The organism is Janthinobacterium sp. GMG2 (assembly GCF_033949445.1).
Taxonomy (GTDB): Bacteria; Pseudomonadota; Gammaproteobacteria; order Burkholderiales; family Burkholderiaceae_D; genus Janthinobacterium; species Janthinobacterium aestuarii.
Window position 1 is genome coordinate 957,274 of the sequence record NZ_JAXAWA010000002.1, and the last position, 26,254, is coordinate 983,527.

The following is a 26,254-nucleotide window of genomic DNA, read 5'->3' on the forward strand; positions in this document are numbered from 1 at the left end:
CCCGTCGGCCTGTCCACGCGTGCCACTACGGCTGCGGCTCCCAAACAAACACGGTTGCGCGGCGTGCTCTGGCGTATTCGGCTGGCGATGTGGCCAGGCTGCCTGCACCGGTAATTTCAATGCTCCAGCGTTTCGCCGGCGCATGCGTGGCCAGGCATAGCGCTGCCGATGCCGCGCGTTGCAGGCTGAGCGCGTTGTTGGCGGCCGGCGTGCCGCGCTCGTCGGCGGCGCCGGCAATCTGCACGCGCTGGGCGCTTGGGGACGCTTTTATCACGTTCGCGGCGAGCCGTGCGCATTCTTCCTGCCTGGGCGTCGAACTGCCCGTCGCGAAGCTGATTTCGGCTGCCAACGTCCATTTTCCGGAGCCACCGGCGACGATGCGCGGGCCGCGCTCGTTCTGGCGTTTGATTTCCTGGGCAAGGTCGGCCACGGCGGCGGACAGGCGATCGACGGTCTGCGGGTCTGGCGGGATAAACACCGGGTCTGTCGGCGGCGTCGTGATGTGCCCGCATTTGATGGCCGACGGGCCCATGCAATCTTGCCGCAAGTCCCCTGCCGCCACCTTGGCGTCCAACACGTCGTCGCGCCGGGCGCCGTTGGCGACGGCGGCGTCGAGAACCGGTGCGGCGCTGCCCGGTTTGCCCACGGCCTTGAACATCGCGTTCAAGACGCTGGCTTTTTGTTCCAGCGCCGTTTGATAGGTGTCATAGTCGATCGAACCGCTCCAGAAGCCGACGCAAGCCGAATAGCCTTCCTGGACCTTCTCCCTGACCAGCGGCGCAAACGCAACGGGTTTGATGGAATAGGAACCGGCCAGATAGATGCCGGTCTTGCCGAGCGGTACCTCAAGCAGCGTCTTGCAGCCATCTTCAAACGCGGCGCGCAAGCCCTGGCACATGTTTTCTGCCAGCGGATGCACGGCCGGTTCGATGCTGCAGCGGCCCTCGTGCTGGAACCCCGCATACAGCGCGAGGGCCGCCGGGATGATCACTTCCAGGTAGGGACTCATTATTTGGCGACCGGGCCGGCGGCCACGGCGTTCTCGCCGCCGGACACCGTGCATGTCACGGCCGGCGCATTCTTGCTGGCGTCGCGGGCGTTGACCAGGCGCTGGCCGCCCGCCTCATAAATCTGCTCGAGCATCAGGCGCAGCGCCTGGGCTTCGTCATACTTTCCCATGCCCAGACCGATGACAATCGCGCGCGTCTGGTCGAGCGCTGGCCGGATGGCGACGGAAAAATCGTCCCTGGTCAAACACACTTTGGCAGCTGAACTCACTGTTTTCGTTCCGCTTGCCGAGCTTCCTTTTTTCCACTCCACATCCACTTCCTTGATGTGCAGGAAATCATAGTAAGGAATCGCAGCAACAAGCACGACGGAATCAATATCATGGCGCTTGTTTGAAAAGCTGGCGTTGACAGCCGCTTTGTGCGCCTTTTTTTGCTCGGACAAGCGCGCCAGCTGCTGCTCGTACTGCGCCGCATCGTATGCGGGCCAGGTATTGATGCCTTTGGAAATCTCCTCCATATATCGCTCATGTACCTGCGTCATGGCCGCCTGGTCAGGCCGCGCGGCAACTTCTTCCAGGATGCACAGACGCTGCGCGAACAGGGTTATGACGAGGGCTTCGTCACCGACGCCCGTTGAACTCCACTTGGACGTGATGGGGTTCATTTCCTTGCCCTCGATGACAGGCTTGAGCTGGAACGCCAGCCGGCCGTCCTTTCCCGTGAGGCCAGGACAACTGCCTTGCGCGTCGCCGACCAGCTTTTTTTGCTGGGGAGTCAACTCGGGAGTCAAACTTGCACAACCGGCAAGCATGGCGCTTGCGGCGATGGCACAAAGCCACAAGATCAGCGGGCGCAGTGTTTTCATTCTTATCCCCTGTGTTGAGGCAATAACAATATGCGCTACGATACGCCGAAGATGAGCGTGGAAATACGTTTATTGTCACAATGAAAATCTACAACAATTGTCACCGTGCCCCGGGCAGACGCTGACCCAGCCGCTTTGCATGGCGTCCACCTCCCTTCCCCGCCCTGCTCCCGGCGCCATTCCTGGCACCATACCAGCGCGCCGGAAAACAGTCACTGGTATGGCCTGCATCGCCGGTCTACTGGGGAAAGGTGGCAACTGGTATTGTGATCTTGCGCAAAGAATAAAACCAGTTGACTACCACCTGCAATGCTTGCACTCTGAAAAATCGGACGGTGTCCAGCCGGCCGGCAAAAAAATACACAAGGAGACGCAATGAACCGGACAGTCATGAATACCCTCATCATTACCCTCTTCGGGGGAACGTTGGCAGCCTGCGGCGGAGGCAGCGAAGGATCCAGCGCAGGCGCCAGCCAGCTGCTGGCCGGCGCCACGCAAGCGGTCGCCTGCTACGCGCCGTGGAACAGCGGCACGGCCTACAACGGTGGCGGCCAGGCCAGCTACAACAACGTCAATTACACGGCCAACTGGTGGACGCAAGGCAATAACCCGTCGACCAGCAGCGGCGGCGCCGGCAGCGGCCAGCCCTGGACCGCAGTGGGAGACTGCGGTACGCCGACACCGACTCCTACGCCAACTCCGACACCAACGCCTACCCCAACACCTACGCCGACTCCCACCCCGACACCGACGCCAACTCCAACTCCGACACCTACTCCAACACCGACGCCTACCCCCACGGGCCTGGCGAAACACGCGCTGATCGGCTACTGGCACAACTTCACCAACCCCAGCGGCGCCACCTACCCGATCAGCCAGGTCAGCGACGACTGGGACGTGATCGTCGTGTCGTTCGGCGACAACGCGGGCGGCGGCAATGTCAGCCTGACCATCGATCCGGGCGCCGGCACGGAAGCGCAATTCATCGCCGACGTGGCCGCCAAACGTGCCAAGGGCAAGAAAGTCATCCTGTCGCTGGGCGGGCAAAATGGTTCCGTTTCCGTCGGCAACACGGCCGAAGCGACGAATTTCACCAACAGCCTGTACGCCATCATCACCAAATATGGTTTCGACGGCATCGACCTGGACCTGGAAAACGGTGTGGCGCAAGGCGCGGCCATCCAGACCTATCTGCCGATCGCCGTGAAAAACCTGAAAGCCAAGGTCGGCAGCAGCTTTTACCTGTCGATGGCGCCGGAATGGGTGTATGTGGAAGGGGGCTACACGAGCTATGGCAGCATCTGGGGCGCCTATATTCCCATCATCAACGCCCTGCGCTCGGAGCTGACGGTGCTGCACCCGCAGTACTACAACAATGGCGATATCTATACGCCGTACGCCACGGGGCCCATCAAGGCCGGCTCGGCCGACCAGCTGGTGGCCACGGCGCGCATGCTGATCGAAGGTTTCAATTACGGCAGCAATATCTTTGCCGGCCTGCGTCCGGACCAGGTGGGCTTCGGCGTGCCGTCGGGGCGCAGCTCGGCCGGCTCGGGTTTCACGACGAATGCCGACGTCAGCAACGCCCTCAATTGCCTGACGCGCCTGCTCAACTGCGGCACCATCAAGCCTTTGCAGGCGTATCCGGACTTCCGTGGCGTGATGACGTGGTCGATCAACTGGGACCGCCACGACAACTATAATTTCTCCGTGCCGACGAAGACCGTGCTGAAGACCTTGCCGTAAGGGAGCAAACAGGCCGGACGAGCACTGCCCTCCTCCGGCCTGCATACTATATAGATAGGCGTGCTTACGCTACGGACGGGTACACGAGACGGTCCGGGTCGCCAATCAGGCAATCCAGTACGCGGTCGCGCCAGCTTGGCTTGCCGTCATGGGCAAGCACATGGCGGGCATAGGCGCAAAAGCAGGCGGCGTCGAGATGCCCGGCGCGCACCATACCGCCAAAACGCCGGTCCAGCACGAAGAACCGCAGGCGCCAGGTGATGTCCGTCGCGCCGGCCACATCGGTTCTTTGCCTGTCTTCACGCGTGACGGCCACGGAAATGAGCTGCGCATGGCGTTGCCGCAGCTGGCAGAACAGGCGCCAGGCCTGCATGTCCGGCTGATAGTGGCAGGTCGACACGCCGCGCACCAGCGGATAGCGCCCGGTGTGGCGCGCAATGCGGTCGCAGGCGAACTTCGCCAGCACCGTGCGGTGATTGCCGCCGCCATCCGTGTACCAATCGTGGCCATCGATGGAACTGAGCACGATGCCATTGTCGAGTTCGCCGTTGAAATAGTAGTCCGGATTGCGTTCATATTGAGCAAAGACGGCGCGCATCTTGCCCGGTTTGTATTGCGGTGCCAGCGCCGCGTCGCGCCACGATTGCCCCGCATAATGGTCCGACTGGCCGACGACACTGCGCATATCCATGAGAGCGTTGCTCCGCAGGCACTCGCGCACGACGAAATCATCGAGATTGGCGCCGTGTTGCGCAGGAAAAACGTCGCGCCATTCGGCAATCACTTGCTGCGACCAGGGCTGTGGCGTGGTCAGTACATCGTCAAAAAGGGTGGGCATGCTGTTCTCCAGAAACCCCAGCACATGCTGGTTTACCGTATAGGCAGCAAATACGTGTTTTTGGACGGGATCAGGCAGATATCATTCAATTTCATATTTCGATAGTCTGTAGCTATTGATCCGTTTGAAATATTTTGCTTCCTTTTGTAAATGAGAATCGTTACTATCTAAATCAAGGATAAGCGAATTCAACAGAAAGGAGCCTCCCTTGTTCACAGCCATCAAAACATTCAGCCAGGTTTGCACGCATATGTCGATCGCCTTCGGCCTCGCCTATTTGCTCACGGGCTCCCTGGCGCTCGGTGGCTTGGCCGCCATCATCGAACCGGTCATCAACGTAGCACTGCTGCCATGGCATGAAAAAGCGTGGCACGCGATCCGCCGCCGCTACGCCGCCAGCCGCCTGGGCTTTGCCGCCCTGGCCGGTGAAAAGCTCAGCCAGACGACCCTGCACATGGGCGTGGCGTTCGGCGTCATGTACTGGGCCACCGGTTCCCTGGCGTTTGGCGGCTTGCTGGCCGTGGTCGAGCCGATCTGCAACGTGATCGTCCTGCCCTTCCACGACCGGCTGTGGGAAAAAGCCCGCTTTCGCCTGGAAAGCCGCAGCGCGGCGCCGCTGGCGACGCTGCCCACCTGATATTTTTCACCCAAAAACAAGGACTGGGGCCGGACCCGGCGGGTCCGACCCAGGTTTCTTGCTGCGGGCCAACGCCGATATGGCAGCCGGTTTCAGCCGCCTTCATGGCATGCTGACACCTTGCCCGCCCACACGGGAGGCCTTTTTTGCCCCCACGGCGCCGCCCGCTCCAGCTGTCCCGCCAGCCGCAGCAAGATCCCATCGTTCGCATAACCGGCCATGAATTGCATGCCGATCGGCAAACCGTCATTCGACATGCCGAGCGGCACGGACATGGCTGGCAAGCCCGCCACGTTCGCCAGTGGCGTGTAGGGCGAATGCTCGAACAGGCGCGCCGTCCAGCCAACACCGTCAAGTTTTTCCTCCTTTTCGCCATAGCGGCCCAGCTGCCACGGCACATCCGGCATGGTGGGCGTCAGCAGCACGTCGTACTGGCCAAACAAGGCGCCGGCCTGGCGCGTGACCGTGTTGCGCACGTCCAGGGCGGCCACGAAGTCGACGGCCGACACCGTTTGGCCATGACGATAGCAGGCCAGGGTCGCCGCTTCCAGGGTGTCGAGTGACACGGTCCGCCCGCTCTCTTGCGCCAGGGCGTCTATCCACGGCACCAGGTTGGCGCACCAGATGCTGGCGTTCGCCTGCACGAACGCTTCCCACGACACGCCCAGCGCGGGCGGGACTTCTTCCACGTGGTGGCCCAGGCTTTCCAGCAGGCGCACGGTCGTGTCCAGCGCGGCATCGATGGTGGGCACGGGATGGGCGCCATTGCACGCGGCGCGCTGCACGGCGATGCGCAGCTTGCCCGGCGCCACGCTCACTTGCGACAGCCAGCTGTGGCCGGGCGCAGCCGTTACATATGGCTCGCCCGGCAGCACACCCTGCACGCAATCAAGCAAGGCGGCGCTGTCGCGCACGGTGCGGCTCACGCCCAGCTGCACGCCCAGGCCGCTGAAGATTTCGTCCATGGCGGGGCCGTTCGAGACCCGGCCTCGGCTCGGCTTCAAGCCGAACAATCCCGTCGACGCGGCAGGCACGCGGATGGATCCGGCCGCATCCGTCGCATGTGCCAGCGGCACGATGCCGGCCGCGACGGCCGCCGCAGCGCCACCGCTGGAACCGCCCGCGCTCAATGCCACGTTCCAGGGATTGCGCGTGACGCCGTAGAGCACGGGTTCCGTGGTGGTGGCAAAGGCCATTTCCGGCGTGCTCGTGCGGCCAAAGGTGATTAGTCCCGCCTGGCGGAACTGCGTCATCAGGTGGGAATCCAGCGCGGCGACGTGGCCGGCGCCCAGGCGGCTGCCCGCTTCGCTGCGCTGGCCCGCCATCGTGACGGCCACATCCTTGATCAAAAATGGCACGCCGGCGAACGGCGCCGTGTGGTCGATGTGCGTGAAATCGGCTGGCCACAGGTCGACCACCGCGTTGATGTGCGGGTTGACGGCGGCGCAGGCGCGCACGGCTGCATCGTGCAATTCAGCCGCAGAGATGGCGCCATCGCGCACTAGCTGGGACAGTCCTAGTCCATCAAAGCTCGTATATTCATGGAGTTGCATCAGTTAGTTCCTGTAAAAGATGAAGAGTGAGAATCACAGGAACTACTGTAGGGCTTGCGCTATCATAGTGGAAATGAATAGTTAATATACGAGGTATAGTCATGAACAATCTGCATAAGTTGGATTTGCACAAGCTGGACTTGAACCTGCTGCTGACCCTGAATGCCTTGTTGATCGAGCGCAACGTGACGCGGGCGGCCGCGCGGCTGCACCTGAGCCAGCCTTCCGTCAGCGTGCAGCTGGGCAAGTTGCGCGCCGCTTTCGACGATCCGCTGCTGCTGCCCGGCCCGCGCGGCATGCTGCCCACGGCGCGGGCGCTGGCCCTGTTTGCACCATTGCAAGCCGTGCTGGCCCAGCTGGAGCAAGTCTTGCAGCCGGAACAGGCGTTCGACCCGGCCACGGCCGAGGTGCGCTGGAACCTGGCGGCGGCCGACGCCACCGAATATGCGATCCTGCTGCCCATGCTGCCCGCCTTGCGCGCGCAGGCGCCGTTGTCGCGCATGGCCGTGTTCGAGGCCGTGCCGGCGCGCATGGCGCAAGACCTGGAAAATGGCCAGGTCGACCTGGGTTTCCTGGCGCAAGAAGAAGCGCCACCCGGCTTGCGCCACCGCACCTTGTTTACCGAACACTACGTGCTGGCGGGCCGCCACGACCATCCGCTGCTGCAAACAGCTCCCGACCTCGATCAATTTTGCGCGCTGGAATTCATCGTCGTCTCGCCCAACGGCGGCGGTTTCCGCAGCAATGTCGATACGGCGCTGGAATTGCTGGGCCGGACGCGCAAGGTGGTGCTGTCCGTGCCGCATTTCCTCATCGTCCCGCCCTTGCTGGCGGCGTCCGACATGGTGGCCCTGCTGCCGTCGCGCCTGCTGAAAAACGCGCTGGGCGGCCTGCGCACGTGGGAGCCGCCCGTCAGCCTGCCCGATTACGAGATGGCCATGGTCTGGCACGAGCGCATGCACCTGGACCCGGCGCACCGCTGGTTGCGCGAATGCATCATGGCCTTCTGAACCCTAGGCCGCCTTCGGTTTGAGCATGCCTTCCACGATGCCCAGCACGGTCTGGCGCGGCAACAAGCGCGGCAGCCACGCCAGCAGCCGGTTCGGTCTGCCCGCCACATGGCTGCTGCGGCCCTGGTCCAGCGCACGCAGCGCTTCATCGACGACGGCTTGCGGATCCATGCGCTTGCCCACGGCCGCTTCGGGCGCGGCCACGACGTCGAAGAAGGCCGTCTCCGTGGCGCCCGGGCACAGGGCCAGCACGCGCACGCCGCGGCTGCGGTTTTCCGCCCACAGCGCTTCCGAGAACGACAGCACGAAAGCCTTGCTGGCGCCATACACGGCCATGTAGGGATCGGGCTGCAGCGCCGCCGTGGAGGCCACGTTGATGATGGCGCCCCGCCCTTTTGTCAGCATGTGCGGCAAGGCGCAGTGCGTCATTTCCATGAGCGCCGTGCAATTGACGGTCACTTCAGCCGCCTGGCGCGCCAGGTCGATGCTTTCGAAGCGGCCATGCGTGGCGAATCCCGCGTTATTGATCAGTACGTCGGGCGCCATGCCCAGCGACCAGGCTTGCGCATAAGCTTGTGCAGCGGCACCGGGCTGGCTCAGGTCGGCCACCAGCGCATGGGCGCGGATGCCATGACGCTGGGAAAGTTCCCTGGCCAGGCTGTCGAGCACGGCTTCGGAACGGGCCAGCAGCAGCAAATGGGCGCCGCGCGCGGCCAGGGTTTCCGCAAATACACGGCCGATGCCGGACGAGGCGCCCGTGATCAGCACGGTCTGGTTGGTATAGTTGAAAGCGGTCATGGCAGTGGTGTGGAGTAGATGAAGTTTTCAATGTAAACTGTAGACTTTAGTCCACGGTCAAGCGTGGAATGCAAAAAAGTGCACATGGCTGCGTTGCATAGGCTTGCCCTGCACATTTTTCGCGTCCCACAAATTAGTAGAAAGTCAAAAAACCATGCGTATCGGAGAAATCACCCGCCTGACGGGCGTCAGCAAGGACACGGTCCGCTTCTACGAGCGCCAGGGCCTGCTGGACGAAGCCCCGCAGCCGGGCCTGACAAATAACTACAAGGAATATTCGGCGCAAGCCTTGCGGCGCATCGAGCTGATCGGCCACGCCAAGGCGCTGGGTTTTACCTTGAAGGAAATCGCCGACGTGATTGCCGTCTGGCAGGAAAACGCGCTCGATGCACAGACCAAACGAGCTATGCTGGAAACGAAAATTGCCCAGATCGATGACAAGGCCCGCTCGATGGCCGTGCTGCGCGCGGGCCTCGTCGATGCGCTGGCCAAGGTGGAGACGGGTTGCAACGATGTAGCGCCAGTGGAATACAAGAATAAATACAAGGACAATCAATGAGCAACTATTACACGCGCTACCGCCACCTGGCGATCGAGGACGCCAAGCCTGCCCCCACAGCGCGGCAGATCGCCACCATCGAGACCTTGCTGGAAGCGCCCTTGCCGGCGGCCTTCCTGGCGTTCTTGAAAGTGGCCAACGGCGCCTGTTTTGACTACACCTGTGATGTGCCGGACGGCAATGGCGGCGTAGAAAAAATGGGCTTCAATACCTTCTTCAGCGCCGATGAAGGCGATTTCTGCGATGAAACACTGGTCGGCGAAATCCGCGCCGCGCGCAAGCACACGGACATGCCCGTGCGCATCCTGCCCTTCGCCCGCGATGGCGGCAATTCCATGGTCTACCTGGACCTGACGGAGGAAGGCGGCGGCCGCGTGCTGGCCTATGTGCAGGAATTGCCGGACTGGACGGGCAAGCGCGCCCACGGCCTGATGGAACTGGCGCCATCGTTCGACGCCTGGCTGGACAGCCTGTACATCGACCGCGACACGGTGCTCGATGAACTCGAACACAGCGTTTCGGAACCATCACACCTGGACGCGATGGCGGAATGGCTCGATATCGGCATGCCCGCCTGGCGCCGCGATGCCGGCATCACCGCTTTGTTTGCTCTTAAACAAGTCGAATTGTGCGCTAACGAACAGGACTAGTCCTACGGGCATAATCGCGACTGTCCTATGGGTGTGCGCAGGCTGCTGGCTTAACATTGTCATCAGCTTGTAGAAAAAACCACACCCGAAAGGATTTGCCATGCCTATCCCTACCACCAGTTCCCGCACGCCCTCCCTGAAAAGCGTGGCCATCGGCGCCGCCGTGGCCTTGTTGAGCGGCATCGCCATCAACAGCATCGCCGCTGCCGCACCGGGCGCGTATGACAAGCAATTCCTCAGCAAGGCCGCTGACGCGGGCAGCACGGAAATTGCCGCCAGCAAAGTGGCGCAAAGCAAGAGCACCAATGCGGAAGTGAAGAAATTCGCCGATGCCATGGTCACGGACCACACGAAAGTGGCTGACGAGCTGAAACAGCTGGCCAGCAGCAAGCAGATCGAGGTCAGCGACCAGCCCGGCAAGAAACACCAGGCGCAGATCGACAAGCTGAGCCGCCTGGAAGGTGCGCAGTTCGACAAGGAATATGCGGCTACCATCGGCGTGGCGGCGCACAAGGACGCGGTGAAACTGTTTACGGATGCCAGCCAAAAGGCCAGCGATCCCGAGATCAAGGCCTTTGCCGCGAAGACCTTGCCAGCGTTGCAACATCACCTGGAAATGGCGAATACCTTGCATGCGGCCGTGGGCAAATAGCCAAGTTGACGGCAATTAGCGGGGACATGCTTGCTGTACGTGCCGTACGGCAAGCATGTCTGCTCTTGACATACAATGCGGCAACTTCGTTTTCGGCCATGCCATGACCTCATGCAGCTACTCAAGAAAACCGGCCTGATCGCCGCCACCTTCCTGCTCATCTTCCTGCTGGCAGGCTGGCTTTTCATCAAAGTCAGCGCGGCGCGCAATGCCACCGTGTATGCACAGCAGTGGAACAACCAGGGCACGTGCGTGATCAAGACCTATGTGCCGCACTACGGCAACGGCGTGCCGCAGAACATCGTGCGTGCGCTGAGCACATCCACCTTCTTCCGCGTCTACCACAAGGATGGCACCTTGTTGGAAAGCACGGAATGGGTGCTCGACATGCATGAAGACGGCATCCTCGACCACGCACGCTGGGGCGAGAACCAGACCCGCGCCATCTACCCGACCGACCTCGGTGACGAAGGCTGGACCTTGCCTGTATGCGCGTGAACGGTCGATGAGCACGCAAAGACCAAAGGGCCTGCGCAGCCTCTGGGGCGACGTGCCATATGAGCCCACGCTTTACCATTTCCTTGGTCCCTTCGACGTGTACGACCGCGAACACACCCTGGGCGTGGAACTCGCCACCTGGAACATGAACGACCCGGTCCAGCGCGCGGCGCTGATACGGCGCGACATCACGTCCCAATACAAGGAACTCAGCTACCGCCACCGCCATGCGCTGGTGGCCGTGCTGGCGCAGGCGTTGCAAGACCCCGCTTTCGATTTCCAGGCCATCCTCGAGCACGACCCCGAGAGCACATACGCCCTGCCCGGCTTGTGGGATGAAATGGACGATCCGCGTGCCTTTTTCGCCGACATTTACCGGCTGGTGCAGCAGGACTGGCGCGGCGACCTGGCGCGCGCTGCGGCGGAAGACCCGGTCAGCTGGTAGCGCGGCGCCGCCGCCACACTATCGATACGATAGCTTCCCGCCGCTTTTTCCCTCTGTCAACGCGATTGCGGCCACCTGCACGCGACGTTGCAAAAACGCCCCACTCAAAAAAATACTGTTGCACCAGCGCATGTCTGCTGGCATCGCGCTACTATGAAACGTCGGCACTTCGATAGGCGCCGCCTCACCGCACCGGTTCCCCGCCGGCTTTCCCCTGCCGCAATGTGAAGGAGATTCTCATGCCCAAGTTCACCCCTGCCATTTGCCTGTCGGCCATACTTGCTGCCGCGACCCTGCCCGGTATCGCCAGCGCTGCCGAAGGCGGCGCCACGCGCGCCGACGCCGAAGCCATGGTCAAGAAAGGCGTGGCCTATATCAAGAGCGCCGGCGACGCCAAAGCGTATGGCGAGATCACGGCCAAGTCACCCCAATTCATCCTGCACGACCTGTACCTGGTCGTCTATAAACTCGACGGCACCGTCGCCGCGCATGGCGCCAACCCGAAAATGGTCGGCAAGAACTTGATCGAGCTGAAGGATATCGATGGCAAGGCCTTCGTCAAGGAACGAGTCGACCTGGCCAAGAGCAAGGGGACGTTCTGGCAGGAATACAAATTCACGAACCCGGAAACCAAAAAGATCGAGCCAAAGGTGATGTACTGCGAAAAGCTGGCCGATTCCGTCGTCTGCGGCGGCATCTACCTGTAGCCGGCCGCCGCGCGGCCAGCGCCGGGATGGCACACCGATCTCTCAACGAACTTTTCAACGCTACGGGCCTCAATGAAAATCGCACAGAAGATGTTGATCGTCCCGGTGGTCGCGCTGGCTTGCCTGCTGGCCATGGGTGCCTTGTCCTACTTCGCCATGCAGCAGAATGAGCAGCGCATGCACGAACTGAAAGACGTCACCCTGACGGCCGAACGGCTTGCTAACCAGCAAGCTATTGCCTTGGGACAGGTACATGCCGACGTGTACGCGAAGATCGCCATCGCGGCCAGCCTGTCCGAAGAGCAGTTCAAGCAATTCGGTGCGCAAACGGATGGCCAGCTGAACGCCATCGCACAAGGCTTGAAGGAGCTGCAGAAATTCTCGGGCGCCGCCACGGAAGCGGGTCAGGCGCTGCCCGGTGTCGAGCGCTACCGTGCCAGCGTGGCGCAGGCGCTGGACCTGGCGTCCATGGACCCGAACACGGGCGTGGCCGCGATGCAAAATGCCGCTGGGCACTATCAGCAAGTGCGCGGACAGCTGCGCCAGGTACTGCTCAACCTCGACCAGCGCACGGTTGTGGCCTTGCAGGAAACAAAAAATGCGGGCCAACGCGCCGGCTGGCTATCGCTGGGCACCATGGCTGTCGGCTTTGCCTTGCTGGCCCTGATCGCCACATGGGTGGCGCGCTCCGTGGTCGGGCCCATCGATGACGCCTGCCGCGCCGCTGAAAGCCTGGCCGCCGGCGACCTGACCACGCGCATCGAAGCCCAGGGCGACGACGAGGTGGGCAAGCTGACCCGGGCCCTGGCCACCGTACTGAAGAACTGGAACACTTTATTGGGCGACATACGCCAGGCGGGCTCTACCATCACGGTGGAAGCGAGTGAAATCGCGCTGGGCAATGCGGACTTGTCGGCCCGTACCGAGTCGCAAGCCCATTCCTTGCAAGAAACGGCGTCGTCCATGCATGCCTTGACCGATACCGTGCGCGAGAATGCCAGCCATGCGCACCAGGCCAACCAGATGGTGCTGTCGACGTCGAATGTGGCGCTCGAGGGCGGGCGCGTCGTGGGCCAGGTGGTCGAGACGATGGGTTCGATTAAGGCCAGCTCCGGGCGCATCGTCGACATCATCGCCGTTATCGACGGCATCGCGTTCCAGACGAATATCCTCGCGCTGAACGCGGCCGTGGAAGCGGCGCGCGCGGGCGAACAGGGGCGCGGCTTTGCCGTCGTCGCCACGGAGGTGCGGGGCCTGGCCCAGCGTTCGGCCACGGCGGCGCGCGAAATCAAGCAGCTGATCGAGGATTCCGTGGCCAGGATAGAAACGGGCAGCGAGCTGGCCGACAGCGCCGGGCGCACCATGGGAGATATCGTCGCCTCCGTCCAGCAGGTGACGGAAATCATGAACGACATCACGGCGGCCAGCCAGCGCCAGAGCAAGGGCATCGAGGAAGTCAACAATGCCATCACGGAAATGGACGAATTGACCCAGCGCAATGCCGCCCTCGTCGAACAATCGGCCGCCGCCGCGCAAAGCATGCAGGACCAGGCGCATGACTTGCTGCGCGTGGTTGACGCCTTCCGCCTGGGCGATGGCGGCCCGCCGTTGCTGCCCCGTCAGTAACGTTGCGGCATCGCAGCCTGTGCGCAGGCCAGCATTTTCCTGCCCGCCTCGGCCAGCGCGGGGTCCGGGTCCGTCTGCAAGGCGCTACCACGGCTGTTCTGATCCTCGTAACTGCCCAGCATGGCCGCATACAGCGAGGCCTGATCCTGCTTGCGCCAGGTGGCGCTAGGCAAATTGCCAGGGGTGACAGGTATGCCGGCGCTGAAGTAGCCATACAGGCCGCCCACCTGTTTCTTGTGCAGCCATTCCATCAATTGCACGATGCGGTACTGTTCCAGCAAGCTCAGTGCGTGAACATTGACGCTGGATAAGGCGTAATACAGTTCCAATCGGGCCATCCAGTTGCCTTTTTCGCCGGCCGCCACCAGCGCATCCCAGGCGGGGCCGGCGCGCACCTTGCGCACATCGCCCGGCAATGCCATCCACGCTTCAACAAAGACCTGGTCCGGCACGGGGCCATAGTCAGCGGGCGCGCGGCAGACGAACTGGCGCGCATCGGGCCCGCCATCCTTGAGCGCGTTGGCAATCTGCCCGGCCACCTTGTCGCCGATGCCCAGCAGGCGCTTGCCATAGCTTTCCAGGGTCCAGTTCGAAGGCAAGCGTCCCAGCCAAGCCAGATCATCGTCGTTGGCGCGGGCCTGCACCGCATAAGCGGCGATCCTGGCCTGCATCTTGACTTCTTTCTGCTGCTCCGCCAGCTTGCGCGCCTCTTGCTCTTCGTCATAGCGGCTCGTGGTCTTGGCCAGTTGCATGCATTGCTGGAAGGCGTCCGGCGCGCCCTGCCAGCATGCGGCTGGCACCTTCAGCTGCCAGCGCATGCTGACGGTTTTCAGAGTATACGTGTCTTCGCCCTCCTCCCCTTTGACATAGGCGCGGCCGTCGGCCTTCGTCACGCCTTTCGCCAGCTGCTTGCCGCCAGCCGTGCTCCACGTATACGGATCATCGTCCTGCGGCACGCCGGGCGCGGCGTACAGGGTCAGGTAGTGGCCGGCTGCCGCAGGCGCATCGGCGGCATGGCTGAGCGGCGACAGCAGGGATAAAGCCAGTAAAGTTCTTCCAGGTTTCAGTTTCAGCATGCACAATCGTCAATGAAGTTCGGTATGGCAGGCGCAGTCGTGGCCGCTGGCCGCCTCGGACAGGTTTTGCAGGATCGCGCAGTCTTGCGACGGCTGCGGCTGGTCGCACTGGTGGCGCAGGGTCACCAATTGCTGCTGCAATATTTGCAAATTTGCCATTTGTTCGGCAATGCGCAAGATATGGTGGTCGAGCAATTCATTGACGCTCTGGCAGCCTTCGGCCGGGTTGTTCTTAAACTCCAGCAAGGCGCGGATATCGGTCAAGCCGATCTGCAGGGAGCGGCAATGGCGGATGAATTGCAGCCGTTCCTGGTGTTCTTCGCGGTACTCGCGGTAGCCGGCGCTGTTGCGGCCCGGCTCCTGCAGCAAGCCCGCCTTTTCATAGTAACGCACGGTTTCCACGTCACAATCTGTCCGTTTGGCCAGTTCCCCGATACGCATGGCATCCCCTTTCATTCTTTCGCGCAAATTGCGCTTGACCCTGTAGCGGCTACAGGGTTTCTAATGGAAGCATACACGAAACCGGAAGGACGATGCGATGCCACACGATAGCCACGATCACGACCACACCCATGCGCACGACCATGAGCACAAGCACGACCATCAGCATGATCACAAGCATGACCATGCGCCCAAGGCGGTCAGCTGCTGTTCCAGCCAGCATGCGTGCTCGTCCACGCCTGCCGCTCCGTCTGGTCCGGCCCTGCCCAGCACAGCCATCGCCGGCGCGAACACGGCCAAATACCGCATCGCGAACATGGATTGCCCCACGGAAGAACGGCTGATCCGCAACAAGCTGAGCAATATGGCCGGCGTCGTGGGCCTCGATTTCAACCTGATGAACCGCGTGCTCGACGTGCATCACACGCTGCCTACACTGGCCACGGTGGAAGCGGCCCTGCACGGCATCGGCATGCAGGCCATTCCGATGGAAGCGGACGCCACCGTCGCGCGGGATCCGAACGAAGGCAGCCTGAGCGGCCTGCAAAAAGGCTTGCTGGTCGTCTCCGGCCTGGCTGCCGCGGCCGCCGAAGCGCTGGCCTGGACCACGCATGAAGACAGTTCGCCCCTCGTCATCGCCCTGGCCCTGCTGTCGATCGCCACGGGCGGCTGGCCGACCCTGAAAAAGGGCTGGATTGCCCTGAAAACGTTCACGCTGAACATCAACTTCCTGATGAGCCTGGCGGTCTTCGGCGCCGTCGCCATCGGCCAGTGGCCAGAAGCGGCCATGGTCATCTTCCTGTTCGCCATCGCCGAACTGATCGAAGGTTTGTCCCTGAACCGCGCGCGCAACGCCGTGCACAGCCTGATGCAGCTGGCACCCGATACGGCAACGGTCGCCGATGCCAGCGGCGCCTGGCAGCAGGTATCCGTCGCCACAGTGGCCATCGGCGCCTTGATGCGCATCAAGCCGGGCGAACGCATCGCGCTCGATGGCGTGGTGGCCAGCGGAGAATCGTCCGTCAACCAGGCGCCGATCACGGGTGAAAGCATGCCGGTGGACAAGGCCGTGGGCGACGTCGTGTATGCGGGCACCATCAATGAACGGGGCTTGCTCGACGTCACGGTGACAGCCAACAGCGGCAACAGCACCCTGGCGAAAATCGTCAAGGTGATCGAGGAAACCCAGGGAAAACAGGCACCCACGCAGCGCTTTGTCGACAATTTCGCCCGTTACTACACGCCGGCCGTCGTCGTCTTCGCCATCCTCGTGGCCGTGCTGCCGCCACTGCTGCTGGGCCAGCCGTTCATGGCCTGGGTGTATAAAGCGCTGGTGATGCTGGTGATCGCCTGCCCTTGTGCGCTCGTCATTTCCACGCCAGTGACCGTCGTCAGCGGCCTGACGGCGGCCGCGCGGCGCGGCATCCTGGTCAAAGGCGGGCAATTCCTGGAAACCGGTTATCGCATCAAGGCCATCGCCGTCGACAAGACAGGCACCTTGACCATGGGCAAACCAGCGGTCACGGACGTGGTGGCCATGGAGGGCAGCAGCCGCGACACCATCCTGCTGCTGGCTGCCAGCCTCGATGCCAACTCGGCCCACCCCCTGGCCGCCGCCATCGTCAAGGCCGGTCCGCCCGCCGGCAGCCACTTGCCCGTGACCCAGTTTGCCGCCCTGCACGGACGCGGCGTGCAAGGCACGATCAATGGCCAGACGTATTACCTGGGCAATGCCCGCCTGATGACGGAATTGAAGATACTGACGCCGGCACTGCAAGCCATCCTGGTGCGGCTGGAGCAGCAGGCGTACACGGCCATGGTGCTGGCCACCTCCGCCGGCGCGCTGGGCGTGATCGCCGTGGCCGACGTGCTGCGCCCGACGGCGGCGTCCGCCATCGCCAGATTGAATGCACTGGGCGTCACCACCGTGATGCTGACGGGAGACAATGCGTTGACGGCACAGCGCATCGGCGCCGAAGTCGGTGTCAGCCTGGTCAAGGCGGAGTTGCTGCCGGAAAACAAACTTGATGAAATCAAGGCCTTGCAGCAGCAGTTCGGCGTGGTCGCCATGCTCGGTGACGGCGTCAACGACGCCCCGGCTCTGGCGCAAGCCGACATCGGCTTTGCCATGGGCGCGGCCGGCAGCGACACGGCCATCGAAACGGCGGACGTGGCCCTGATGGATGACGAACTGGGCAAATTGCCTGAATTTATCAGCCTGAGCCAGCGCACACGCAGCATCCTCGTGCAAAACATCAGCTTTGCCATCGGCATCAAGGCCGTCTTCTTCGGCCTGGCCCTGGCCAGCATGGCAACCCTGTGGATGGCCGTGTTCGCCGACGTGGGCGCCAGTCTGCTGGTGGTGGCGAACGGCCTGCGCTTGCTGCGCAAGAGCCAGCAAGCATAGTCCCTAGCAGAAATATTTCCATCTGGACAATTGCTGTAAAAAACGCTACTTTGGCGCTTGATCTCCACCGCCGCCAAAGTAGCCGATGACCCTCCTGCCCCGCCTGACCCTGCTGGCTACCTTGCTTGCCAGCACCTGCCTGCATGCCGAACCCCTCGTTTTCACGCTCTGCTCCGATACGGCCGCGCCCGGCAGCCTGTGCTCGGGCTTGAACGTTCCCGGCAGCTACGATGCCCAGGGCCGCGCCATCGGCGACGCAGATGCCATGCACGTCTTCGTGCGCAAATTTGCCGCCGATGTGCCTGCCGGCAAGCCGGCCAAAGGCACTCTGTGGCTGGTGGCGGGCGGTCCCGGCGAATCGGGCGCCGCGTTCTACAGCCTGCTGCCCACCTTGCGCCGCAGCTTTCCCGGCTTTGAATTCCTGATTCCCGACCACCGGGGCACGGGCCATTCTTCGCGCCTGTGCAAGGTGGAAGAATCCGAACAAAGTCCCGGCGGCCGCGCCCTGGCCGGGGCCGAATGGGGCAGCTGCTTTGCCGGCATCAACCTGGTGCCGGAATACGCGGGCCAGTTTTCCATCACGATGGCGGCGCGCGACTTGAAAGCCCTGATCGAAGGCGAACAGGGCAAGAAGAAGCCGCCCGTGTATGTATACAGTGTGTCGTATGGCACGCAGCTGGTCTTGCGCACCTTGCAGCTGGGGCCGCTGCCCGTCCAGGGCATCATCCTCGACTCCTTGGTGCCGCCGCAAACGGATGCGCGCTGGGACTTGAGCCAGCGCTCGCACGTGGTCAACACGGTCGGCATGCAGGTACTGGCCCGCTGCGATGCGGATGCGGCTTGTCACGCGGCATTGGGCGAGCCGGCTGCCACCTTGTACCGCCGCGTGCTGGACAAGGCGCAAGCGGACCCGGCCCTGCTGGCGACCATTCCCGGCAAGAACCTGAAAAACTTCCTGGGCGGCATGCTTGACGTGCCAAACGCCCGCGCCCGCATTCCGTATCTGCTGCAAGACCTGGACCGGGGCGACGAGACGGAACTGGCGTCCGTGCGCGCCACGTTGACGGACGCGGCCACCAGCCTGGGCAGTTATCCCCAGTCGCCGCTGTCGATTCCGCTGGTCAGCATCATCAGCAATTCGGAAAACAATCTGCAGCCGTCGTTGCGCCCCGGCTGGACGGCCGCAGACATCGCCCGCGAAGAGGCGGACTTGCTGTTTACCAGTCCCCTGCCCCGCATCCTGCTGGGCGGCGGCTTGCCCACCTACCCGCGCGACGCCTATTTCGGCGTCTTGCCGGAGAAAATGCCGCCAACTTTGGTACTGCAGGGAACCCTGGATCCGAAGACGCCATACGCGGGCGCACAGGCGCAAGTGCGGGCTTTGACACAGAGCAAGGCCGGCAAAGTGGCCCTGTCCACCGTGCACAACGCCCCGCATTTCATTTTATGGACGGCGCCCGCCTGCTTTGAACAGGCCAGCACCCGCTTTATTGCCGGCAAGCCGGCGCACGATTGCACGCTGTAGTTCCACCAACTAGTTAAAAGAGGACGAAATGCGCATCACAGGCCTGGCATTGCTGCTGTTATCTTGTTACGGCGTAGCGCAAGCGGCGCCGCCCGCCTCCCCGTCCATCTGCGCCTCGCCCGCACAGCCGATCCGCGAACAAGGCTATGTGCCCATCAATGGCATCGAGCAATGGATCACGGTCACAGGCGCCGCCTGCGGCAATCCCGTAATCCTGTTCATTCATGGCGGCCCCGGCAATGCGTTGAGTCCGTACGCGGATGCCATCTACGCCGGCTGGGAACGCCACTACACCCTGGTGCAATGGGACCAGCGCGGCGCCGGCATGACGTATGCAAAACAGCAGCCGACGGAAGACGTGCCCTTGACGGTGGAACAGATGCGCGATGACGGCATCGCCGTGGCCCGCTATATCGAACAGCATCTGGGCCAGCAGAAAGTCATTTTGATGGGCAGTTCCTGGGGATCGATACTGGGCGTGCACATGGCCAAGGCGCGCCCCGACCTGTTCCACGCGTATATCGGCACGGCGCAGGTGGTCAATGCGCGGGACAATGAGACCGGCATGTACCGGGAAGTGATGGCGCTGGCGCAAGCGGCTGGCGATACCGCCACCGTGGACAAGCTGACGGCGCTCGGTGCGCCGCCATGGCGCGATCCGCGCAACTTCGGCATCTTGCGCCGCTTCGACCGCAAATATGAAGGATTGGCAACGGATCCGCCGCCGAAACACTGGTGGCAGCCGGCGCCGTTCTATGCCACGCCGCAAGCCCTGGCGGCGGCCGAGGCGGCCGATGACTATTCCTACATCCAGTTTATCGGCCTGCGCGGCGACGGCATGTTCGCCAAGGTCAACCTGCCCGCGCTGGGCACGCGCTTTGACTTGCCCGTGTTTTTCATCATGGGCGAAGCGGACTTGCTGACCTCGCCCGCCATCGCGCGCACATATTTTGACAGCATCACGGCGCCGGCCAAGGATTTTACCGTGGTGAAACGCGCCGGACACGACTCCAACCAGGCCGTGCTTGACGCCCAATGGACGGTCTTGCGCGACAAGGTGGCGCCGCTGCTCAAGCGCTGATCCATTAGACCGAGATCGAGATCGCCCTGCGCGCCCGCAGATGCAGGTGGCGGATGGTGGCAGCAGCCGCCATCAGGATGGCGGAAGCTGTGGCCAGCACGACAATAAATGCCTTGTCGAAGGCCGAGCGGGCCAGTTCCGACACTTGCAAGCCCAGTTCGGCTGGCAATTGCTCGGCGGCCAGCAGCGCCGCATCGAGGGTGTCATGGGCATTCGGCAACAGGCCCGCGCTTTCCGGGATCACCAGGGTGGCGCTGTAGACGGCCGACAAGATGGTCCCCAGCACCGTCACGCCGATCACGGCGCCCAGTTCATACGACACTTCCTCGATCGACGCGGCCATGCCCGCTTGCTGGGGAGCCACGTTCAGCATCACGGCGCTGGACGCGGCCGTCATGACGGCGCCCAGGCCCAGACCCAGGATTACCAGGCTGGCTACTTGCGCCGAGACGGCGGCGTCATGCAGCACCAGATACGATGCCATACCGACACCGGACAGCAGCAGCGAACCCCACAGTACCTTGGCCTTGTCGGCGCGCGGCAGCATGAAACCCGTCAATGGCCCGGCAAACACGGACGCCAGCGGCAGCGGCAACAGCAGCAGACCCGCTTCCAGCGGAGATAATTCACGCACCAGCTGCATGTGCTGGCTCAGCGCCAGTTCCATGCCGATCAGGGCGGCGGACGCCACCATGGCGGCGGCCACGGCGCTGGAAAACGGCAGTTCGCGGAACAGGGCGAAATCGATCAGCGGCTTGGCTTGCCGCTTCTGGCGACGCACGAATTTGAGCATGAAGAAGGCGCCCACGGCGAAAGCAAGGGCAGCCAGCGCATACGACGGCTGCGACTTGCCCAGCTCCTTGATCGCATACACGCCACCAAGCAGGCCCATCATGATTTGCAAGGAGCCCACCAGATCCCACGGTTTGTCGCGGTTACCGGCCCGTTTCGGCAGGACGACGGCGGCAAGCACCAGGGTCAGCAGCACGATGGGCACGTTGATCAGGAACACGGAACCCCACCAGTAATGTTCCATCAGGAAACCACCGAGCACAGGGCCAAACGCTGCGCCGCCCGAGGCGATCGCCGCCCACACGCCGATGGCGAACGAGCGCTCGCGGTTATCCGTAAAGGTCAGGCGGATGATGGACAAGGTGGCCGGCATCATCAGCGCAGCGCCGATGGCCAGCAGGATGCGCGAAAAAATCAACAGTTCGGGCGCGGGCGAAAACGCGGCGCACAGCGAGGCGATGCCGAACACGGCCAGGCCGGCAAGGAAAACGGGTTTGTGGCTCAGACGGTCACCGAGGGTGCCGAAGCCGGGCAACAGACCGGAGACGACCAGCGCGTAGACGTTGATGATCCACAGTTTTTGCGAGGAAGAGGCCTGCAAGTCGCGCGTCAGCGCGGGCAAGGCGGTGTAGAGCACGGTCATGTCGACCACGATGAGGAACAAGGCGCTGGAGACGATGGCCAGCGTCAGCCATTTTTTCATTGGATGCATAAACAACTCATGGATTTTAGTGTAACTTTTAACAACTATCGGTATGGATAAAGCGGGTGCTGCGCAAATATTTACGTTCCAGGCTGCCACGGGCCTGGGCTGGTCGGGGGCGGCGGGCGTCAGCCACGGTCGCCATCCTTGTCATCCACGGCGGCCGTTACTGCTGGCATGTCGAGTTCGCGCAGCATGACGACGGATACTTGCTTGAAACCACGGCCCTGGAAGAATTTTTGCGCCGTCAGGTTGTGCGCGCCGCATTCGAGGAACAGCCGGGCGATGCCGTGGCTGTGCAGCTCGCTTGCCACCCACTCGACCAGCTGGCTGCCGATGCCGCTGCCGCGCACGGAAGGCAGCAAGACCAGGTCATCGAGCGCGGCGAACGATTTCGAGGCGCGCTGGCGTGTGTCGATGGAGACCAACGCCATGCCGACGATGGCTTCGCCCGACGTGGCGACAGCCAGCAGGGTCGAATCGCCATGCACCCAGTCATGCGACAGGGCGGCGCGGATTTCGCCACGGATGACCTCGGGCAAGTCCGTGCGCCAGTTGCCGGGCGCGTCGGCGCGTTCGCCCTGCAGCTCCGAATGGGAGATATAGTCGGCGCTGACGTTGTCGAGGTAAAGCTTGCACAAGGTATCTTCGGCGGTGGCGTCGTGACACCAGCTGAAGCTGATGGCGGGTGAATTGGCTTGAGCGTTTTTCATGGCGGATCTCGTGTTGTTGAAAATGTAAAAGCATTTTATGTCGCTCCTGAATGGCATTCAAGTTAAAATCCATCTGTAAAACAGATAGGTGGATGCCATGCAATGGACTTTGGAACAAATGCGCTACTTTGAAGCGGCCGTCGCGGCCGGTTCTTTCTCGGGTGCGGCGCGCCGGCTGGGCCGCGCGCAATCGGTGGTCAGCACCTCGATCGGGCTGCTGGAAGCGGAATTCGGCGTGGAACTGTTTGACCGCTCACGCCGCAGCGCCGTACTGACGGAAGCGGGCAAGGTGATGCACCTGGAAGCGTGCGAACTGCTGCGCCAGGCCGAGCGCTTGCAACTGCGCGCGCAACTGCTGAGTGCCGCTCCCGAAGCCCAGCTGACCCTGGCCCTGGACGAAGCCTTGCCCTACCTGGCCATCGGCACTTTGGTGAAAGAACTGGCGGCGCGCTACCCGGCCCTGGAACTGGTGATGCTCAACGCCACGGCGTCGGAAGTGGCGCAATACGTGGAACAGCAGCAAGCCGACGTGGCCTTCCACTTCGACCGCGGCCCGATCTCGCCCGTGCTGGAGCAACAGCACATCGGCAGCGTGGCGCAAGGCGTGTTCGTGGCAAAAGGCCACGCCATGGCCCACGGCCAGGAAGTGAGCCGCAACGAACTGACCCGCTACCGCCAGCTGATCATGGATTCCGAGCTCAACCGCGAACACGCGTTCAGCCCCGCCGTCTGGTTTTCCGACAGCTTCTACAGTATTGCCGAGATGGTCGCGGACGGTCTGGGCTGGGCGATTCTGCCGCTGAACATCGCCAATTACGACAACTACAAGGGATATCTGCAGGAAGTGCCCTGCCCTGCGCTGGCCTTGTCGCGGCTGCCGGTGCGTCGGCTGTCGATACATGGGAAGAAACTGAGCGAGACGAGTTTGTGGCTGACGGACAGGCTGGCGGAGTTGCTGGCGGATGGGCCGCGGGGGTGAATGTATGTAAGTCAATGTGGAAACGCTTGGGTTTTTAACGCTCAATAGAAGCCAGCTCCTGATAGCTGATCCGGTACGACAAGGAACCTGAGTTAAAGGCCGAGGTATGACACAATGATTTGAACTTGAATGATTGAAAATAGCCGCATGAAATGACCAGGAAAAAATGACTATTAACACCAAACTGAAAAAACTCGAAGATAAAGCCATGGCCAAAGGCGAGTATGCGGTCGCCGCAGCCGCAGCCCATCTGTTACAAGATATAGTCTGCGTGGACAAGCAGATTAACCTGGTTGGGGCGATGCACGAAGTTGGCTACCTGCAAAATTCGTTTTCTCCATACCGGAAAGAATTCAGAGCTGATGAATCGGCATGGATAGAACGCTGTTTAAGCAGACTTGTCACTGCTGACCATGACTATTGGGCGCTTGCATCGCTTCTGGGCTGCAATGGTCCAACGACCATCAGCATCGCCATTGGCCTGGGTTTCAAATCCGCCGCAACAAGGCTCTACGAACGTTTTGACAAACCCAAGGTCCATGTCAATACTTTATATTTGACAGCCAATGGAAAAGTGCTGCATCCAGTACTGGAAATCGGCTATGACACAGCTGAAATGAAAAATGTCGACGTGGGAAGAGCGCGGGCGCTTAGTTTGGAAAATGCACAATGGCAACCAGGTGATTGTTTGGGCGTAGGCGCACTGTCACTTTCCATGCAGGCCAAACTTCCGCATGGCGCATGGAGGTCGGTATGGACGGCTTTTGAAACATGGGATGCATAATGACATGATGAAATGCAAGACATTCAATGCATGGCTGGAAATGGCGCAAGATGATGAAGTGCTCATTGATCCCGACGATATCAATCACGAAGCGATAAACAATATGTGGAGCTTTTCGCCCACGGACGAGGAAACGCCGCAGATCCATGCGGCCGATATCGTCGAGTTCATTGGTGAGGTGATCGCGGCGCGCCGCAGCGCAGTCAAAGGCGAGGACATGCTGTTCTATTGCTGGCACGATGCGCAATGCCGGCAGTTGCGCTTCAGCCTGGTGTCACGCTCGCATGGGCGGTTGCCGTTTCGCTGCGAGTTGCACGAAACGCAGGATCTGGCGCTGATCGCCGATCGCGTGGTGAACGGGGACTGGCGCAACGAACATTATATGCAGGCCCCGTCGGAGGATGGCGATGAGCAGGAGCAAGTGCCGTTCGTCCTGCCCGTATTTGTCGTGCCCGTGCCCTAGGAATCAGCGCGGCGCAATCACGCCAGAAAGCGCGCAGGCCGGCAAGCCTCCAGGGCTGGCGCGGGCTTGCCAGTGACGATTTCCTCGCTGGCAAGCTGCCCCACGATGGCCGCCAGCACGACGCCCGGATGCATGGCGCACACGTACACGCCACCCACCTGCGGCAAGTAGCCGATGATGGGCACGCCGTCAAAGGGCATGGGACGCAGGCCGATGCAGGCGAATGCCGGCGCGATGGACTCGGCGCCTTCCAGTTCGTTGCGGATGGCGCTGGCCGTGCGCTGCGCCATGGCGGCGGGCTGGTTTTCCGGCGCGTCGTCCACATAGTCTTCCGCAGCCAGCATGGTGCCATCTTCTTCTTGCCGCACCTCCATTGCATGGCTGGAAATAATGCCGCGCACCAAGCCGGGCGGCGCCTGGTAGCGCATGAAAATGGCGGGCGAGGCATGGATGGGCAGACTGGCGCCCAGTTGCTCGGCCAGTTTGGCGGTACCTGTGCCTGCCGCCAGCACGACCACGTCTGCTTCGATGAGGCCTGCGGCCGTTTCCACGCCCGTCACCTTTGCGTCCCGGACGGCAAAGCCCAGCACGGGCGTGTGCGTGCGGATGGTCGCACCTAACGCCCTGGCCGCTGCCAGCATGGCGTGTGTGGCGGCAACGGCGTCGAGCGCGCCCTGCCCCGGTTCGTACAGCGCCTGTTCCGGCGGCTGCCGCAGATGCGGTTCAAGCTGGACGATGCGCGAGCGGTCCAGCAATATGGATACGGGCGACACCCGCCCATCCTGCGTGCCATACGACAAGGCGCCATGCCAGCGCACTTTCAATCCGGGCACCTGCGTTTCCAGCTGGCGCCAGGCCGCGATGGCGCCACCGCGCAGGGCCGCAATGGGGTCTGGCCCGGCGCAGGACGTGTTAATCCACGCAAACGAGGTGCCCGTCACGCCGGACGCGATGCCAGCCGCCTCGACAACGGTGACTTTTTCACCCTTGCTGGCCAGGTGGTACGCGAGCGACGCGCCGACGATGCCGGCGCCGATGACGACGATGCGTTTTGGGTCATCATGATTCATATCTGGCAACTTTGCTCATTTATCACAGGGCAGAGTCTACCCCAGCCGCCCGCAAATCCAGCGCATAGGCATGGCCATCGACAACATTGCCTGCCACGATCGCAATATCGGGCACGGCCATACCCTGCACGAAACCGCAGCGCTCCAGCACGCGGATCGAGGCCGCATTGCCATCGATGGCGTAGGCGCACAGGCTGGCCAGCCGCCATTTGTCTTGCGCCAGGGCGATCAGGTGGTGCAACGTGGCCGTGGCCAGGCCCTTGCCCGCTTGTTGTTCTCCGATGCGGTAACCGACTTCGGCCACGCCTTGCTGCCGGTCAATGTCCTTGAGATTGGCGCGCCCGATCAGCTCGCCGCGCTCATCGACGATGACGCAGGGGTGCATGCGTCCCTGCGCGTGCTCGTCCAGGAATTGCGCGACGTGCGCCTGGATGCCCTCGATGCTGTAAAAAGCGTCGGGACGCCGGTCGATATGGCGCTCGAACCAGGCCCGGTTGGCGAGTTCGAAGGTCAGCAAGGGCGCGGCGTCATCAAGGCGCAAGGTGCGTATCGTGTGTGTACTCATGGAGACTCCTGCAAAGGCATGAGTCTAGTGAAGCGCCACGCGGCCCGTCAATCTTGATTCC

The 26,254-nt window shown here is 62.4% G+C and carries 27 protein-coding genes; 16 read left to right on the plus strand and 11 right to left on the minus strand.

All coding sequences use genetic code 11. The features are described from left to right. Positions 1 to 25 precede the first annotated feature (25 nt). Positions 26 to 1,009, minus strand: a complete 984-nt coding sequence (locus tag SKZ59_RS10400; RefSeq protein ID WP_319991651.1) for an OmpA family protein — start codon at positions 1,007 to 1,009, stop codon at positions 26 to 28. After that, positions 1,009 to 1,875 (minus strand): hypothetical protein, encoded by an 867-nt coding sequence (locus SKZ59_RS10405; RefSeq protein WP_319991652.1) that lies wholly within the window; start codon positions 1,873 to 1,875, stop codon positions 1,009 to 1,011. The genes SKZ59_RS10400 and SKZ59_RS10405 overlap by 1 nt, the downstream gene beginning before the upstream one ends. A gap of 390 nt (positions 1,876 to 2,265) precedes the next feature. Here SKZ59_RS10405 and SKZ59_RS10410 point away from each other — a divergent pair, with 390 nt between their 5' ends. Continuing rightward, positions 2,266 to 3,621, plus strand: coding sequence for a chitinase (locus SKZ59_RS10410; RefSeq protein WP_319991653.1), 1,356 nt, complete (start codon positions 2,266 to 2,268; stop codon positions 3,619 to 3,621). Between the two features lie 64 nt (positions 3,622 to 3,685). Here SKZ59_RS10410 and SKZ59_RS10415 read toward each other — a convergent pair whose 3' ends face one another. Next, positions 3,686 to 4,459, minus strand: a complete 774-nt coding sequence (locus SKZ59_RS10415; protein ID WP_319991654.1) for a hypothetical protein — start codon at positions 4,457 to 4,459, stop codon at positions 3,686 to 3,688. Positions 4,460 to 4,667: 208 nt separating this feature from the next. Here SKZ59_RS10415 and SKZ59_RS10420 point away from each other — a divergent pair, with 208 nt between their 5' ends. Then, positions 4,668 to 5,096 (plus strand): DUF2061 domain-containing protein, encoded by a 429-nt coding sequence (locus SKZ59_RS10420; RefSeq protein WP_034748226.1) that lies wholly within the window; start codon positions 4,668 to 4,670, stop codon positions 5,094 to 5,096. 92 nt (positions 5,097 to 5,188) lie between these two features. Here the strand turns inward: SKZ59_RS10420 and SKZ59_RS10425 are convergent, their stop codons facing one another. Beyond that, entirely contained in the window at positions 5,189 to 6,649 is a 1,461-nt protein-coding gene (locus SKZ59_RS10425; RefSeq protein ID WP_319991655.1) for an amidase, read from the minus strand. 101 nt (positions 6,650 to 6,750) lie between these two features. Here SKZ59_RS10425 and SKZ59_RS10430 point away from each other — a divergent pair, with 101 nt between their 5' ends. Next, the gene (locus tag SKZ59_RS10430) at positions 6,751 to 7,659 is read left to right on the plus strand and encodes a LysR family transcriptional regulator (protein WP_319991656.1); all 909 of its coding nucleotides are present in this window, start codon (positions 6,751 to 6,753) and stop codon (positions 7,657 to 7,659) included. Positions 7,660 to 7,662: 3 nt separating this feature from the next. Here the strand turns inward: SKZ59_RS10430 and SKZ59_RS10435 are convergent, their stop codons facing one another. Then, a complete protein-coding gene (locus SKZ59_RS10435; protein WP_319991657.1) occupies positions 7,663 to 8,457 on the minus strand; it encodes an SDR family oxidoreductase in 795 nt (264 codons plus the stop codon). A gap of 154 nt (positions 8,458 to 8,611) precedes the next feature. Here SKZ59_RS10435 and SKZ59_RS10440 point away from each other — a divergent pair, with 154 nt between their 5' ends. From SKZ59_RS10440 to SKZ59_RS10470, 7 genes are all read left to right on the plus strand, one after another. Continuing rightward, on the plus strand, positions 8,612 to 9,016 hold the full coding sequence (locus SKZ59_RS10440; protein WP_051990904.1) for a MerR family transcriptional regulator: 405 nt from the start codon (positions 8,612 to 8,614) through the stop codon (positions 9,014 to 9,016). After that, positions 9,013 to 9,666 carry an SMI1/KNR4 family protein gene (locus SKZ59_RS10445; RefSeq protein WP_319991658.1) on the plus strand — a complete coding sequence of 218 codons (654 nt, stop codon included), beginning with the start codon at positions 9,013 to 9,015 and terminating at the stop codon, positions 9,664 to 9,666. Before SKZ59_RS10440 ends, SKZ59_RS10445 begins: the two co-directional genes overlap by 4 nt. Positions 9,667 to 9,766: 100 nt before the next feature. Next, on the plus strand, positions 9,767 to 10,318 hold the full coding sequence (locus tag SKZ59_RS10450) for a DUF4142 domain-containing protein (RefSeq protein ID WP_070301693.1): 552 nt from the start codon (positions 9,767 to 9,769) through the stop codon (positions 10,316 to 10,318). A 111-nt stretch (positions 10,319 to 10,429) separates the two neighbouring features. Continuing rightward, entirely contained in the window at positions 10,430 to 10,816 is a 387-nt protein-coding gene (locus SKZ59_RS10455) for a hypothetical protein (RefSeq protein ID WP_319991659.1), read from the plus strand. Between the two features lie 7 nt (positions 10,817 to 10,823). Continuing rightward, entirely contained in the window at positions 10,824 to 11,261 is a 438-nt protein-coding gene (locus SKZ59_RS10460; protein WP_319991660.1) for a hypothetical protein, read from the plus strand. 239 nt (positions 11,262 to 11,500) lie between these two features. Beyond that, positions 11,501 to 11,968, plus strand: a complete 468-nt coding sequence (locus SKZ59_RS10465) for a cache domain-containing protein (protein ID WP_319991661.1) — start codon at positions 11,501 to 11,503, stop codon at positions 11,966 to 11,968. A 72-nt stretch (positions 11,969 to 12,040) separates the two neighbouring features. After that, a complete protein-coding gene (locus SKZ59_RS10470) occupies positions 12,041 to 13,594 on the plus strand; it encodes a methyl-accepting chemotaxis protein (protein WP_319991662.1) in 1,554 nt (517 codons plus the stop codon). On the opposite strand, the gene SKZ59_RS10475 is transcribed toward SKZ59_RS10470, so the two are convergent. Together SKZ59_RS10475 and cadR are read right to left on the minus strand one after the other, a co-directional pair. After that, complete coding sequence (locus SKZ59_RS10475) at positions 13,588 to 14,670, minus strand: hypothetical protein (protein WP_319991663.1); 1,083 nt, start codon at positions 14,668 to 14,670, stop codon at positions 13,588 to 13,590. The genes SKZ59_RS10470 and SKZ59_RS10475 overlap by 7 nt on opposite strands. Before the next feature lie 9 nt (positions 14,671 to 14,679). Next, positions 14,680 to 15,111, minus strand: a complete 432-nt coding sequence (gene cadR / locus SKZ59_RS10480; RefSeq protein WP_034748257.1) for a Cd(II)/Pb(II)-responsive transcriptional regulator — start codon at positions 15,109 to 15,111, stop codon at positions 14,680 to 14,682. Between the two features lie 97 nt (positions 15,112 to 15,208). On the opposite strand from cadR, the gene SKZ59_RS10485 reads away from it, so the two are divergent. From SKZ59_RS10485 to SKZ59_RS10495, 3 genes are all read left to right on the plus strand, one after another. After that, positions 15,209 to 17,518 (plus strand): heavy metal translocating P-type ATPase, encoded by a 2,310-nt coding sequence (locus SKZ59_RS10485; protein WP_319991664.1) that lies wholly within the window; start codon positions 15,209 to 15,211, stop codon positions 17,516 to 17,518. Positions 17,519 to 17,603: 85 nt separating this feature from the next. Beyond that, positions 17,604 to 19,043 carry an alpha/beta fold hydrolase gene (locus SKZ59_RS10490; protein WP_319991665.1) on the plus strand — a complete coding sequence of 480 codons (1,440 nt, stop codon included), beginning with the start codon at positions 17,604 to 17,606 and terminating at the stop codon, positions 19,041 to 19,043. A 28-nt stretch (positions 19,044 to 19,071) separates the two neighbouring features. Then, complete coding sequence (locus tag SKZ59_RS10495; RefSeq protein WP_319991666.1) at positions 19,072 to 20,124, plus strand: alpha/beta hydrolase; 1,053 nt, start codon at positions 19,072 to 19,074, stop codon at positions 20,122 to 20,124. Positions 20,125 to 20,128: 4 nt separating this feature from the next. Here the strand turns inward: SKZ59_RS10495 and SKZ59_RS10500 are convergent, their stop codons facing one another. Both SKZ59_RS10500 and SKZ59_RS10505 read right to left on the minus strand, forming a co-directional pair. Then, positions 20,129 to 21,619: an MFS transporter gene (locus tag SKZ59_RS10500; RefSeq protein WP_319991895.1), complete on the minus strand. Its 1,491-nt coding sequence runs from the start codon at positions 21,617 to 21,619 to the stop codon at positions 20,129 to 20,131. A 128-nt stretch (positions 21,620 to 21,747) separates the two neighbouring features. After that, positions 21,748 to 22,332, minus strand: a complete 585-nt coding sequence (locus SKZ59_RS10505) for a GNAT family N-acetyltransferase (RefSeq protein ID WP_319991667.1) — start codon at positions 22,330 to 22,332, stop codon at positions 21,748 to 21,750. A 97-nt stretch (positions 22,333 to 22,429) separates the two neighbouring features. Here SKZ59_RS10505 and SKZ59_RS10510 point away from each other — a divergent pair, with 97 nt between their 5' ends. The 3 genes from SKZ59_RS10510 (at position 22,430) to SKZ59_RS10520 (ending at position 24,558) form a co-directional block, all read left to right on the plus strand. Next, positions 22,430 to 23,311, plus strand: coding sequence for a LysR family transcriptional regulator (locus tag SKZ59_RS10510; protein ID WP_034748268.1), 882 nt, complete (start codon positions 22,430 to 22,432; stop codon positions 23,309 to 23,311). A gap of 166 nt (positions 23,312 to 23,477) precedes the next feature. Then, complete coding sequence (locus SKZ59_RS10515) at positions 23,478 to 24,095, plus strand: hypothetical protein (RefSeq protein WP_319991668.1); 618 nt, start codon at positions 23,478 to 23,480, stop codon at positions 24,093 to 24,095. A gap of 40 nt (positions 24,096 to 24,135) precedes the next feature. Continuing rightward, entirely contained in the window at positions 24,136 to 24,558 is a 423-nt protein-coding gene (locus tag SKZ59_RS10520) for a hypothetical protein (protein ID WP_319991669.1), read from the plus strand. 17 nt (positions 24,559 to 24,575) lie between these two features. Here SKZ59_RS10520 and SKZ59_RS10525 read toward each other — a convergent pair whose 3' ends face one another. Continuing rightward, positions 24,576 to 25,628: an FAD-binding oxidoreductase gene (locus tag SKZ59_RS10525; RefSeq protein WP_319991670.1), complete on the minus strand. Its 1,053-nt coding sequence runs from the start codon at positions 25,626 to 25,628 to the stop codon at positions 24,576 to 24,578. Positions 25,629 to 25,650: 22 nt separating this feature from the next. Next, positions 25,651 to 26,193, minus strand: coding sequence for a GNAT family N-acetyltransferase (locus tag SKZ59_RS10530; RefSeq protein WP_319991671.1), 543 nt, complete (start codon positions 26,191 to 26,193; stop codon positions 25,651 to 25,653). Positions 26,194 to 26,254 lie beyond the last annotated feature (61 nt).